This is a genomic window from Sulfurovum sp. (assembly GCF_041551015.1).
Classification (GTDB): domain Bacteria; phylum Campylobacterota; class Campylobacteria; order Campylobacterales; family Sulfurovaceae; genus Sulfurovum.
The window spans coordinates 1-13341 of sequence record NZ_JBFENQ010000037.1; the positions used below are offsets into that span (position 1 = coordinate 1).

Annotated in this window: 14 protein-coding genes; 2 read left to right on the plus strand and 12 right to left on the minus strand. The window is 33.4% G+C overall.

Features of this window, described 5'->3' with window-relative positions; genetic code table 11:
* Positions 1–486, plus strand: a 486-nt coding sequence (locus tag ABZC96_RS03815) for a cytidylyltransferase domain-containing protein (RefSeq protein ID WP_373029201.1), incomplete at its 5' end; no start/stop codon positions are given.
* Between the two features lie 46 nt (positions 487–532).
* On the opposite strand, the gene ABZC96_RS03820 is transcribed toward ABZC96_RS03815, so the two are convergent.
* The 12 genes from ABZC96_RS03820 to rplI form a co-directional block, all read right to left on the minus strand.
* The gene (locus ABZC96_RS03820) at positions 533–1780 is read right to left on the minus strand and encodes a type II secretion system F family protein (RefSeq protein ID WP_373029203.1); all 1248 of its coding nucleotides are present in this window, start codon (positions 1778–1780) and stop codon (positions 533–535) included.
* Between the two features lies 1 nt (position 1781).
* The gene (locus ABZC96_RS03825) at positions 1782–3521 is read right to left on the minus strand and encodes a GspE/PulE family protein (RefSeq protein ID WP_373029205.1); all 1740 of its coding nucleotides are present in this window, start codon (positions 3519–3521) and stop codon (positions 1782–1784) included.
* Positions 3522–3575: 54 nt separating this feature from the next.
* Positions 3576–4307: a tol-pal system YbgF family protein gene (locus tag ABZC96_RS03830; RefSeq protein WP_373029207.1), complete on the minus strand. Its 732-nt coding sequence runs from the start codon at positions 4305–4307 to the stop codon at positions 3576–3578.
* Positions 4300–5112, minus strand: coding sequence for an AAA family ATPase (locus ABZC96_RS03835; RefSeq protein ID WP_373029209.1), 813 nt, complete (start codon positions 5110–5112; stop codon positions 4300–4302). Before ABZC96_RS03835 ends, ABZC96_RS03830 begins: the two co-directional genes overlap by 8 nt.
* Positions 5102–6694, minus strand: a complete 1593-nt coding sequence (gene mshL, locus ABZC96_RS03840; RefSeq protein ID WP_373029210.1) for a pilus (MSHA type) biogenesis protein MshL — start codon at positions 6692–6694, stop codon at positions 5102–5104. Before mshL ends, ABZC96_RS03835 begins: the two co-directional genes overlap by 11 nt.
* Position 6695: 1 nt before the next feature.
* The gene (locus ABZC96_RS03845) at positions 6696–7097 is read right to left on the minus strand and encodes a hypothetical protein (RefSeq protein WP_373029212.1); all 402 of its coding nucleotides are present in this window, start codon (positions 7095–7097) and stop codon (positions 6696–6698) included.
* Complete coding sequence (locus ABZC96_RS03850; RefSeq protein ID WP_373029213.1) at positions 7097–7753, minus strand: hypothetical protein; 657 nt, start codon at positions 7751–7753, stop codon at positions 7097–7099. The genes ABZC96_RS03845 and ABZC96_RS03850 overlap by 1 nt, the downstream gene beginning before the upstream one ends.
* The gene (locus ABZC96_RS03855) at positions 7750–9282 is read right to left on the minus strand and encodes a hypothetical protein (RefSeq protein WP_373029214.1); all 1533 of its coding nucleotides are present in this window, start codon (positions 9280–9282) and stop codon (positions 7750–7752) included. Before ABZC96_RS03855 ends, ABZC96_RS03850 begins: the two co-directional genes overlap by 4 nt.
* A gap of 186 nt (positions 9283–9468) precedes the next feature.
* Positions 9469–10377: a GTPase Era gene (gene era / locus ABZC96_RS03860; protein ID WP_373029215.1), complete on the minus strand. Its 909-nt coding sequence runs from the start codon at positions 10375–10377 to the stop codon at positions 9469–9471.
* Positions 10378–10475: 98 nt separating this feature from the next.
* The gene (hslU, locus tag ABZC96_RS03865) at positions 10476–11804 is read right to left on the minus strand and encodes an HslU--HslV peptidase ATPase subunit (RefSeq protein ID WP_373029216.1); all 1329 of its coding nucleotides are present in this window, start codon (positions 11802–11804) and stop codon (positions 10476–10478) included.
* Between the two features lie 9 nt (positions 11805–11813).
* Entirely contained in the window at positions 11814–12344 is a 531-nt protein-coding gene (gene hslV / locus ABZC96_RS03870) for an ATP-dependent protease subunit HslV (RefSeq protein WP_373029217.1), read from the minus strand.
* A gap of 2 nt (positions 12345–12346) precedes the next feature.
* Positions 12347–12790 carry a 50S ribosomal protein L9 gene (rplI, locus tag ABZC96_RS03875; RefSeq protein ID WP_373029219.1) on the minus strand — a complete coding sequence of 148 codons (444 nt, stop codon included), beginning with the start codon at positions 12788–12790 and terminating at the stop codon, positions 12347–12349.
* 149 nt (positions 12791–12939) lie between these two features.
* Between rplI and ABZC96_RS03880 the strand changes: the two genes are divergently transcribed.
* The coding region (locus ABZC96_RS03880) for an MlaA family lipoprotein (protein ID WP_373029221.1) at positions 12940–13341 on the plus strand (402 nt) is incomplete at its 3' end.

The following is a 13341-nucleotide window of genomic DNA, read 5'->3' on the forward strand; positions in this document are numbered from 1 at the left end:
CAAAAATTGAATCTAGATGAGAATGAGATCATTATCAATGTACAGGGAGATGAGCCTTTTATCGAAACTGATGTCGTACAGGCGATATATGATCTAACAAAAAAGAATCAAGAGAATGAGCGTATCATGATGAATTCATGTTACAAAACCATCTCTAATCCAGAGGCTGATGACCCAAATATAGTAAAGGTTGTCACAGATACCGATGGCATAGCCCTCTATTTTTCAAGAGCAAAAGTGCCATATCCTAGAGACCACCATTTTGATTCATACAAAGGACATTTAGGTATTTACGGCTTTACAGTCAGATCATTACGTAAATTTTGCATGCTTGAACCTGCACCATTGGAAGATATAGAAAAACTAGAACAACTCAGGGCCCTCTATCATGGCTATGAAGTTGCTATGACAGAAGTAGATACAGAAAGTTTTGGCATAGACACTATGGAAGATTTAGACAAAGCGATTAAACACCATCAACTCTAATAAAATACAACATATATAGAGAAATTTTTCTCTATATACTTACCTTCTAACTTTTTACCGCTTTTCCAAGATCCCACATTGGCATAAAGATCCCAAGTGCCATAAGTAGTACTAATCCTGCGATAAAGAACATCATAATAGGTTCTATGTAGGCTGAAAGGTTATCGATCAAATCCTGAAATTGCATATCATAATACTCAGTCACTTTATCCAGCATAGCATCTAATTGACCTCCGGCTTCACCTGCTTTTACCATTTGAAGCAACATATTTTCATAAAGACCTGTAAGCTGAAAAGCTTCAGCCAAACTCATACCACGTCCGATATTTGCATTAACAGTTAACAACTTTTCTTTAATCGCAGCATTATCGACCATACCAACAGCTGTCTCCAGTGCTTCAGAGACAGGAATACCTGATTTAACTAACTGGCCAAATACCAAGTTGTATTTATGCATAGTGGAGAGGAAAATCGCTTTATTGATCAGATAGAATCGTGGGTGTATCATCATTTTATCCATCAGTAATTTAAATTCTGCATTGTTTTTATAGAAAAATTTCACGGCAAAAATAGAAGCAAATAAGATCAAAAGAATAAGTATTCCATAATTACTGAATGCCCACTCCAGCTTAAGAAGTATTTGTGTAGGCACTGGAAGTTCTGTTTTAAATTTAGAAAAAATATCTTTAAATTTTGGTACAACCACCATAATTAAGATCGTAAATGCAATTCCCATTGCAGCCAAGGTAATGAGTGGTGTACGTATGGCTTTTTTAAATTTTGCTGTATTATCTCTAATCGTTTCAAGTATATCTGCAAGTTTATGATAAGATTCGGAGATGTTACCCGTTCTCTCTCCAAGGTTTGTCATGGCTATGGCAACATGCCCAAACTCTTCCGTATAGGGTTCTATCGCATCGGAAATACTATTACCGGAGTTAATATCCTTATTGATAGTGGCATATATCTCTTTTAGCTGTTTATTCTCAGTATTTTCTGAAACTTCAACCAATGTATCATTTATCGGAATACCCGCATCTGTCATAACAGCAATTTGCCGTATCGTTGATATTTTATCATTGAGTGGTATCTTGGATTTAAATGATTTTTGTAATCCAGAAAAGAGTTCAGACAAACTATCTTCAAGGGGAGCAGCTGTTTCCACGGCTTTCATCACCATTGCCACAGGGAATTTTTGCTTAGCAAGGTTCACTGCTGCTATTTTATTAGCAGCCTTCATTTTCTCTTGGCGCTTTTTACCTTTTTCCATTACTGTTACATTAAAATATTTCATACTATAACCTCGCTACTCTGTAAATTTCTGCAATAGTCGTTTTACCTTCTAGAGCTTTATGCACACCATCTTCAAACATAGTGATAAATCCTTCTTCCTCAGCCTGTTTAGTCATCTCTTCTTTTGATGCCCCACTTGCGATCATACGAGCAAAAGTCTCACTGACAGTTAAAACTTCAGAGATCATTTCTCTTCCGGCATATCCACTGAGTCCACACTCTTTACATCCTTCCCCTACATAAAAAGTGGGGTTTTCAGGAAGGTATTGTTCTACAGATTTCCGGAGTGCTACATCAAGCACAGTCTCTTTTTTACAATGTGGACATATTTTACGGACAAGTCTCTGTGCCTGAATCGCAACCAATGCTCCACTGACCAGATACTCTTCTATACCCATATCCAAAATTCTGGTTACAGCAGAAATAGCATCATTGGTATGCAGCGTAGAGAGAACAAGGTGTCCAGTAAGTGCAGCTTGAATAGCAATACGTAATGTTTCCTTGTCTCTGATCTCCCCGATCATTATCTTATCAGGATCCTGTCTTAATATAGATCTAAGTGCATCAGCAAAACTTAATCCTATATTTGCATTTACATGTACTTGTTGCAAACCAGCCATCTGATACTCTACCGGATCTTCAACGGTAATAATTTTATCTTTTACATCTTTTATCGCATTAAGTGCACCGTAAAGCGTAGTTGTTTTACCAGAACCTGTTGGACCCGTAACCAATACAATACCATAAGGCACTTTAATAGCTTCAGAAAACCTATCATAACAAAATTTACTCATACCGGCATCTTCAAGTCTGATCATTGCTTTAGATTTATCCAAAATACGAAGAACAATTGATTCACCAAATATTGTTGGTAAAGTTGAAACCCTAAAGTCAAAATCTTTTTTTGATACAGTTGTAGAAAATCTACCATCTTGCGGTTTTCTTTTTTCTGCTATATCCAAATTTGAAAGCAGTTTCATTCTTGAAGCCAATGGATTAAAAATATCTCTATCAAATGTAAAGCTTTGTCGCAAAATACCATCTACACGTACTCTTACAATACAACTCTTTTCCATTGCTTCAATATGAATATCACTTGCACCTGCGAATATAGCTGATTTTAAAATCACATCAATGAGTTTTAAAACCGCTGGAGATTCGTCAGACTTTTCATTAACCTTTCCTTCCTGGGCCAAATCTTTACGAATATCAGTAACCAATCCTTTAATACTTTCATTTATTTCCAGACGTTGTAAATGCTGATGTATTTGGCTGGGTTTAGAAATAGCAATTCGTATAGGTTTCTTAGGGAAAAGTCTTTGTATAGCATCTTGTGCTGCCATATCAAGAGGATCATCAAATACAATAAGAACATTTAAATCATTCTCTTCTATAGGTATAATATTGTATTTAAGCAATTGACTATATGAAACTTTTGAAAACAGTCTCATATCAATTTCACAATCATCTAAATCAACATATTCTACATGTAGCGATTTAGCCACCTCTTCAATGATAGGAATAATATTTATTCCCTCTATTTTTTCAAGATGAGCTAAAGTAATTACGCCTTGTCTTATTTTCTTGGCTAAAAATATTTCTACAGTATGTAAATCGATCATTTTTTCAAGTAAAAGGTTTGCAAAGGATATCTTTTTGGGAGGTCTGCTTTTTACTAGTGTAGAAATTGCATCTTTCGTGATAAGATTTTCTTTCAGCATGATTTCAATGAGTTTTACCATTTACCACTTCCTAATATTAATTAATAAGTATAACATTAAATACTAAATATCGTTTTATAATTTATCATTTTCAATCTGATATAATAATTTTTTCGCCTCATGTGAATCTGATTTCTTTACATAAGTCGTTAAAATAGAAATTGCTTCATTTTTACGACCCATTTTCACTTTTGACTTTACAAAAATGAGTAAACCTTCTTCCATGTCTTCATCAAGTTTATTTATTTCTAATGCCCAATATACTGCTTTTTCATAATCACCTTTTTTATAATAACTTCTAGCCAAAAATAAAGCATCATCAATATCATGTGATTCCAAAAAACGCTTTTCAACATCTCCATATGCAGTAACACTTGTTGATTCAATAATCTCTAAATGTATTTTATTCTTTGCTTGAGGTGCTTCTTCTGCAATGAATTCATTTGTATCATCCAGTACAGGTATATCAACAAGTATATTAAGAGGATTTTTTACAACTTTATCGGAAATATCTATTACGTTCTCTTTTACTTCTAGTCTATTCAAAGCATCATCGATCAATACACTCTGCTTTACATTCATCTTTTTAGTGTCTAAACTATCTTTGGTACTAACTTCTTGACTTGACATCTCTTTTGAAGCCTCAAAATAGCTCTTCCATTTGCCAAAATCTATTTTGTCATTTATTAGAAAAATAGTAGCTGGTGCAATAAGAACAAATAAAATTAAACTACCTATGTACCAAGGTTTTAACTTTCTTTTTCTATATTGTTTCCATTCATGTTCTAGTTGTTTGATATCATACATGAATGTATCCTAATTTTAATGCTGACATTTCAATGATTTTGTCTGATATCTTTTCATAATTTACTTTAGACGGTTCATTTTTATCATAATATTCACAAATTTCAAAAATAGTAAATAAAAGTTTATTACACTCTCTATAATTTCCTTTTGTATATTTATGAATACGTTTCATATTCTTCTCTTTAATACTATTTGCTATTTCAAAAAGATTCTTTTTGAGAAGTTTTTTATGGATATAAGCAGTTTGATCTTCTTTTGTGGCATTTTTTAATTCAATGACTTCCCATATACGTGATTGAAAATGTTCTTTTGCAATAAGATCTTCGTCATCAGTCTTATGGAGTGAAACGACAAATTTGACTGCACGACTATCAGAGAGAAGTCGTATTTTTTCCATCATCTCTGGCCCGTACATTTGTGCTTCATCTAGTAAAATGATGATCTCTCTTTTACCTCTGAGATTTTTACAAAAATCAACCAAAGCAGAAAAATTCACTTCTGTATTACTAGGCAGATCTTTTTTAGTTAAGACTTTAAATAATTTATGAAAAAACTCTTTTTCATTAATTGCAGGTGTATCAAAATAGTGGATCTCTTTTTGATGTTTCAATTTTTCCTGGATGCGATTCAGTAAAATACTTTTACCCGTACCAGGTTTACCAAAGAGTAAGATCATCTTCAGCGGCTTATCCATACTGTGTTGCAGTTGCTGATAAGCTGTGACTGAAGAATCTAAATCAATGTAATCGTCAATATCTATAGAATCAACAAATACATTTTTAGCAGCTTCATATCTACTTTTCATTTAACTTTGAATATCCTAAATCTTTTAAAGAAACAGACTTAGAGTTTTTAACAATATGTGGAGTGATAATAAATACCAGTTCTTCCACTTTATTAATTTTTTCTTGACGCTTAAATAGAGTACCTAAGCCCGGGATATCCCCCAATAGTGGTACATGGTTATCTTTAAATCCTGTTTGGCTTGAAATAAGACCACCAAGTATAGCATGTTGTCCATCTTTTACTTTGATTACAGATGCTAATTGTCTTCTCAATAAATCAGGTGGAATCGTTCTGACACCAGCATCGGACGTAATAGTATCCACTGTATCTGAAATAGATGGATTAATTTTTAATGTGATCATGCCATTCTCATCAATTTCCGGTGTAATATCCAGTAAAATACCTGCAAACACAGAATCAACCAATTCACCTTCAGCTGCTACGGCTCCACCTCCACTACTTGCAGTACTCGAGGATTTAATTTTATAGAATAATTCTTTACCCACACTAATAAGTGCAGGTTGATTATTCAGTGTCATTATACGAGGACTTGAAACAGTTTTGACATCACCTTGTGTCGATAAGAACTTCACTACTTCACTTACATCAGTACTCCCCGTTAAACTAAGTACTTTTGCACTAGTTGGAGCTGAAGTACTTACTGCATCATCTACAATACTTGGTAACGTGAAATTAGTGATCCCGGTATCATCAAATGTATAGGTCGCAATATTTTTTTGAGCCGAAAGCAATGTATTCACCGTAACATTTTGTAAACTGTAAAGTTGAGACCAATCAACCCCTGTTGTTGTACTGTCATCAAACGTAACATTAAGAATACGTATATCGATCAACACCTGTGATTTAATCTGTTTCGTTAATGCATCTATATATCGGGATACTCTATTAATCTGTCTATCTGTACCCGTTACTGTAACCATACCAGCTTCTGGGTTAATGATAGGTGCTAAAGGATTATACTCCCAAACTTTACCATCTGGACCAGTCCAGCTTTCACCTGATCTAGTATAATGTGTACTACCATCTGCTGCACCAATAAGAATACGTTGAACTTCTTTTTCAACAGTTGTCCAAAATTGGAACTCATCAGTACTTTCTATCTCGATACCTGTTTTGGATGCTGACGAAGTATCTGTGCCTCCTGTTCCTCCCGATGAATCTTCTGTACCTGCTATAGTCACATTTGCCGTACTTTTTCCTATTCTTTTCCCAGAAATATAATGAATACGGAATGTACGTGTGATCAAGTATGATATCGTAAGCTTATTCCCATTTAATGAATAATTTAAATCATTATCTTTAAGAATAGTATTCAAAAAACCTTTTAATGTACTATTTTTCAATTTTACATAATAAAGTTTTTTATTCATCCGTAATTTTGCAGCATCATCCTTAATAACAACACTTAATCCACAAGTATCTGCAAGATTATCAATTACATCTCCAATTGATAATTTACTGTCTATTGTTACACTAAATAACTTTGTAGAACAACTACCTGCTGCGAGATTATGAGTAAACCCCAACAGCATAGCAAATACTATAAGAAACTTAACTCCTGATATTTGTACTTTTTTCATTCTATAACCTTTCCTCTAACTTGATAAAACTATCTCTCTTTTCATGAAGAAATAATTTTTTAACGTGATTGCCATTTCGAAGTACCACACCTCTTTGACCTATATATTTTACTGTATACCCCATTATAGTATCACCAAGACTGCTCCATGCGTCATTAATATAGGCTTTACCATTAACAATAGCATGCAATACCAACTTTGCTTCTTCTGAAGGCTTGGTAAATGTTGTTGTATTATTCTCTTCAGATATTCGTACAAATGGATCTTTTGTAGTCTCCAATGTTTCTAATTTTACACCTTCACGTTTTTCATGTATTTGCATAACCATTTTTTGTATTTGATCAACAGATAAATCTGCATTTACTAGCACTGTTAGTGATAATAATAAAAATATCTTTTTCATTAGTGATTTATCCCCCATACTGAAATATGAATATCTGCTATCGTTTTTGATGAATCGGCATCTGAAGTAAATTCTGTTTTAAAAATATCTGTGACCAAAACATTTTGTTCAAGTTCATTCATAAACTTAATGATATTCTTATACTCTCCTTTACAACCTACACCTATTTCTAGAACATGTCCAAAACTACCGGTGTTTTCATCCACATATTTATTGGTGATGTATTCCAGATCAACATTTTGTATTTCTGCTTTATTGGTGATAGAATTTAGGAATTTCGACCAACTTTTTTGATTAAATAACATACCTGACAGTTTTTCTAAATTGGAATCTATAAATTTAATTTTATTCGTTGTATCAACAATTTCTTGTTTTTTAGTCACGATATCATTATCAAATTTCTTCACATAATAATTACGGTCTCCGTTAACTGTAATAGACTTTAAATATATATTATTGTCAGTGATACTTTTTTGCATACTTTTTTTACTTCGTTCACTTTTTTTATACATATCTTCTGTATAAGGCAATAATAATTCATAACCAAGATAGGCTATCACAGCTGCAAGTCCAAGGATAACTACCCACTTTTCACTCTCTTTTTTAGGCGCAAAGTAAATATCTAATGCTTCTAATTTATCTTCTAAAAATTTCATTTTAATTCAACCTTTAACAGACCTTTATAGTAGTTACTACCTGGATCCTTTTGGATTTTTTCAATATCAATTTCAGTGATTTCATCAAAATGAGTATCAGACATATACTTAATTACTTCTGTAAATTTCCTATCATCTGTACTAACCAAAGACAACCACAATGTATCATTCTCACTTTTTAATTTATCTACATTGACATCAAACTGATCAAGTTCTTCAGCAACTATATGAAATGTTCCAGACTTAAGACGATAATTGACCTTTTTATCATAAATAGATGTCAGCGTCTTCGCTTTACCATCATACTTAGTAGATAACACTTTGATCTTTTCATCTAAACCTTTGATCTGGGTTTTTTTCTCATTGAGTATTTTTTTATATTTATTCGATTCTGCCGTAAGTTTATTATTTTCTATTGTTAATGCATAAATTTTTGCATCATTGACATAGGAACCAACCAAATAGACCAAAGGATATGCCAAACTAAGAGAAATAGCAGCAAATGTTGAAATAATAAACTGCCCACTGGCTCTATTAACAAATGATGGTGGTCGTGGGTACATGGTTAAATTAACTAAAGATGATTCATCTTCCATATAATCAAATGAACTTAAAAGCATCAAATATTGTAATTGGTCTGTATACCATTCTTCATTTGAAACATTATAATTAAAATTAAAATCTGATGAGTGTAAGCCTAAATAGTTCTGACTATAATCATCCAAACCTATTATAGGACCTTTTTCACTCCCTATAAACATCTGATCAATCGTATCTAAATTAAATGCTCTTTTTGCATAAATAATAATATCATTGATCGTAATAAACACTTCAGCAAAAATTTTCATAAAGCTTTGTTGATAGTCATTATTGGTAGTTTTGAGACCTTCAGATTCTAATATAGTATAGAATTCTTTTTCATCAACTTTTTCACCTATAGACTCACAATATTTATCATAAATCTGTTCTAAAGAGTACTCTACTGATTTAGAATAAAGATATTGACCATTCGTATAGATGGTAACAAAGGCATCATTTTGTGTAAAATAAACAAAACAATGCGTACCATTATCTTGTAGTATCTCTTTAGTATAGAGTGATTTGTAAAGAAGAGGAGCAGGAACAAGAAGATCTATGTATTTGGTCTGTTCTTTTACAGGCAAATACAGTTCATCAAGTGATTCAGGCTCAGCGACAAAGATATGATATTCTCTCTCCTCTCCTGCACTTTCAACCTCAATAGAAGAAATAATGTAAGTATTAGCTTGATCTAAGCCTAACTCTTCATACGCTTTTATATCAAGTATATCAGCGATATCTTCTTCTGGAATACTTCTACTTAAATGTACTGTTGTAGTAATAATATCTTTATTATTAACATATGATGTAATAAAGTTTGAAGTATTATATGTGAGCTTATCTAAAGGTTTAAATAGATCATTCTTAAATGCATAACTTTTATCCGTGTATGCATTAAGAGTAACAACATTTTTTACAGTCGATTCTGACGAACTTTTTTTCAAAAACATTTTAAACTTCCTTGTTTGTTAACCAATTATATATGTTATAATATTAAAACTATCTTACAAAGTGTAAAACTTTCTTAATAATATAACTTTTTTTAATTATTTATCTTTATTTTATACTAAAGTCCCGTCTATAGCCTGTCTTATCGCACTTGTAGAAAATATTATTTTTAGAATTTAGACAAAATTTTAAACGATATAACCAAATTCTTCTAAACCATCTTTATTTTTACTCCATCCTTTTTTAACAGATACATGAAGATCTAAAAATATTTTTTTACCTGAAAATAGTTCCATCTGTTCACGAGCAAGTTTTCCTACACGCTTGATCCCTGCACCTTTTTGACCTACGATCATACCTTTTTGTGTATCTTTTTCAACAACAATAGTTGCATACACTTTATCCATAGTATCACTCTCTTCTATTTTTTCTATGGTTACATCACTCTCATAAGGTATTTCATCACTTAAATTTTCAAAGATTGACTCACGAATAAGTTCTTTATAGATATTTCGTATGTGTTCTGTTGTAAGGATTTCAGGATCATATAAAAAAGGAGACGTTGGTAAATGTTTGCATATCTCATCAAGAAGTTGTTTTTTACCTACCTTTTTATTTACAGAAAAGGGGATGATCGCTTCAAAATATTCTTGATATTTCTGATACTCACCCAACTTGGCTAAAATGTCGCCCTGCTTTACATGATCGATCTTGGTTAGAACAACGATATGCTTTACGCCTTTGGCTTGAGCGAGTTTCAAAAACTTTTCATATTCTGTAAGCTTGTCAGTAATAGGTGCGAGGAAAATAATAAGATCACTGTCACCCATTGCTTTAAGTGCCTCATCTAACATAAACTGATTGAGTAATCTTTCTTTTTCATGTATACCGGGGGTATCTACAAAAATAATCTGTGCATTTCCATGCATTACAATAATGTTCATACGTTTACGTGTTGCTTGTGCTTTCTTTGAAACCATGGCAAGTTTTTCACCTACAATATGGTTAAGCAAGGTACTTTTCCCTGCATTTGGTCTTCCTACAACTGCAACAAAACCAGCTTTTGTATCTACTTCTTCATTTTCATGATCAAACATTTAACTTTCCTTTTAAGTGACTAGTCACTTGAATCTACTGCTGACGTAAACATAGTGTCAACATAGTTAATTGGAGCTTGGCTCTAATAACATTCTATCTATAATATATAACGGGTTGCATCTTCATCTTCAACCACTTTACTTATCTTCTCTTCTACCAAAGATTTGTCAATGGTCACTTTTTCACCATTATGCTCATCTGCAGAAAAACTGATCTCTTCCAAGATCTTTTCCATGACTGTATGTAAACGTCTGGCACCTATGTCTTCTGTCTTTTCATTCGCAAGCAATGAATAGTGAGCTATGGCTCTCAGTGCGTCTTCATCAAAGACCAATTCAACACCTTCTACATGCATCAATGCTTTATACTGTTTGATGAGTGAGTTATTTGGTTCAGTCAAAATACGATATAACGTTTCTTCATCCAGACTATTAAGCTCTACACGTAAAGGGAAGCGTCCTTGAAGTTCAGGCATAAGGTCGCTGGGTTTACTCACATGAAATGCACCTGCTGCGATAAATAGTATATGATCTGTATTTACCATACCCAACTTCGTGTTCACGGTTGAACCTTCTACAATAGGGAGTAAATCTCTTTGTACACCCTCTTTACTTGGATCTTGTCTGCTTTGAGAGTTAGAGGCTACAGCCACTTTATCGATCTCATCGAGAAATACGATTCCGCCTTTCTCTACTTTTTCGAGTGCAAGTGATTTAAGCTCCTCTTCATCAAGAAGTGCTTGACTTGCTTCAGCTTCCAATATCTTCTTAGCATCTTTCACGGTGACTTCTTTTTCAGGGCCTTTTTTTCCCATACCACCTAATACTTTTACAATAGACTCCTGTACCTGTATCATTTGAGGAGGGAGTCCTTCTTCTGGAAGGCTAACATTATTTGGCATCTCTACTTTAATTTTAAGATGGTCAAGTTCGCCTTTGGCAAACTTCTCTTGCATACGTGCAAATGAAGCATCATACTCCACTTTCTTTTGTTCACTCGCACCAGAAGGAAGAGGAGGAAGAAGTTTTTCTATAATTTTATTTTCAATATAGTTTTGTATCTTCTCCTTATTTTTCTCATTTTCACTCTCACGTACTAAACTCATAGAAGTTGCGGCCAAGTCACGTATCATTGATTCAACATCTCGTCCGACAAATCCGACTTCAGTATATTTACTGGCTTCTACTTTGATAAATGGAAGATTCATCATTTTAGCTAAACGTCTAGCTATCTCTGTTTTACCAACTCCAGTACTACCTATCATTAATATGTTTTTAGGTGTCACATCCTGCTGTATCTCAGGGCTTAGCTTCATACGTCTGTAACGGTTTCTAAGTGCTACTGCAATAGTCTTTTTTGCTTCATTCTGTCCTATAACATACTTATCAAGGTAAGCGACTATCTCTTTAGGTGTTAAATTGTCCAAAGTGCTTCCTTACAATTCTAATATTTTAATATTTTTGTTCGTATAGATACAAAGTTCACCTGCAACTTCAAGTGATTCCTGTACCAGTTCTCTTGGATCCATATCTGTATGTTTATCCAAAGCACGTGCTGCTGAGATGGCATAGTTACCACCAGATCCTATCGCTGCTATCTTTCCGTCTTCTGGTTCCACGACATCACCTGTACCTGAAAGAATAAAGATATGCTCTTGGTTCAATACGATCATCATTGCTTCAAGTTGACGTAAATGTTTGTCTTTTCTCCACATTTTAGAAAAACCTATAACTGATTTAAAAAGATCACCTCTTTTTTCAGCAAGTATCCCTTCAAACATATCGAAAAGATTAAATGCATCTGCGGTACTTCCGGCAAACCCTGCCAATATTTTTCCATCATACAAAGTACGTATCTTCGTAGCATTGCCTTTGAGTACAGTATCTCCAAAAGTGACTTGTCCATCCCCACCGATAACTGCTTTTCCGTTACCTTTATAACCAAGTATCGTAGTAGCATCAAACATGACTATATACCTACTACTTCTACTTTAAGCGTTGCATGTATACCATGCCCAAGTTTGGCATCTACTTCATGTAGACCTGTAGACTTAAGTGCTTTTTTAAGGTTGATATGTTTTTTGTCAAGTTCTATACTCAATTGTGCTTCTATGGCGTTGGATATATCGGCATTTCCAACTGAACCCTTTATCCCAACTGGTGCCAAAGGTTTTTCTACTTTAATTGTTGCTGCTTCAAGTGTAATTTTTTCAGCCTCAAGTCGAGCTAATTCATCTCTAAGATTTCTTGCCATCTCCTCTTGTTCAGCTTTCCAATTTTCTACTACATCAGGAGTAGCTAACTTGGCCAAGCCTTTTCCTATGAGAAAGTTTTGTCCATAACCATCTTTTACTTCTTTAATTTCACCGGCTTTACCAAGTGCTTTAACATCTTTGATCAATAATACTTTCATTTATTTATTCCTTCTTGTGCCATATGTTCTCATAATTCTAACAAACTTTTACTAGACATCTGTTAAAAGTCACGTACATCACATATTTTAAAGTATAGCTTTAGTGTGATAATAGTATTATAGTAAATATATGGAAAAGGGGATTTTGTATGAAGCATTTTTATGTTTTACTGACTGTTGTTCTGTTTATACTCCAAGGGTGTGCAACTAAAGAAGCTACAGTAGAATTAAACCATCAAGAAGTTAAAGCAGAAACTACTACGACAGATACTCTCAAAAATAGTACTCATAATGAGCAAAAAATAGAAAACAACGTAGAAGAGTTTGAAGAGGAATTTTCAGAACAAGAAACTGAGACTATTAAAGACCCATTGAGTGGGTACAATAGAGTAATGACTTCTTTTAATGATACCCTTATGATGTATGTTTTCATTCCTATTTCTGAAGCTTATGCATATATCATACCTCAACCTTTACGTTTAGGTGTGTCCAATGCTGTTGATAACATACAATTTCCTATTCGTTTTACCAATAACCTTTTGCAAGGTAAA

Bases quoted from the DNA above. Each gene is read 5' to 3' on its own strand.
- ABZC96_RS03820 (WP_373029203.1), bottom strand. From the start codon at position 1,780: ATGAAATATTTTAATGTAACAGTAATGGAAAAAGGTAAAAAGCGCCAA.
- ABZC96_RS03825 (WP_373029205.1), bottom strand. From the start codon at position 3,521: ATGGTAAAACTCATTGAAATCATGCTGAAAGAAAATCTTATCACGAAA.
- ABZC96_RS03830 (WP_373029207.1), bottom strand. From the start codon at position 4,307: ATGTATGATATCAAACAACTAGAACATGAATGGAAACAATATAGAAAA.
- ABZC96_RS03835 (WP_373029209.1), bottom strand. From the start codon at position 5,112: ATGAAAAGTAGATATGAAGCTGCTAAAAATGTATTTGTTGATTCTATA.
- mshL (WP_373029210.1), bottom strand. From the start codon at position 6,694: ATGAAAAAAGTACAAATATCAGGAGTTAAGTTTCTTATAGTATTTGCT.
- ABZC96_RS03845 (WP_373029212.1), bottom strand. From the start codon at position 7,097: ATGAAAAAGATATTTTTATTATTATCACTAACAGTGCTAGTAAATGCA.
- ABZC96_RS03850 (WP_373029213.1), bottom strand. From the start codon at position 7,753: ATGAAATTTTTAGAAGATAAATTAGAAGCATTAGATATTTACTTTGCG.
- ABZC96_RS03855 (WP_373029214.1), bottom strand. From the start codon at position 9,282: ATGTTTTTGAAAAAAAGTTCGTCAGAATCGACTGTAAAAAATGTTGTT.
- era (WP_373029215.1), bottom strand. From the start codon at position 10,377: ATGTTTGATCATGAAAATGAAGAAGTAGATACAAAAGCTGGTTTTGTT.
- hslV (WP_373029217.1), bottom strand. From the start codon at position 12,344: ATGTTTGATGCTACTACGATACTTGGTTATAAAGGTAACGGAAAAGCA.
- rplI (WP_373029219.1), bottom strand. From the start codon at position 12,790: ATGAAAGTATTATTGATCAAAGATGTTAAAGCACTTGGTAAAGCCGGT.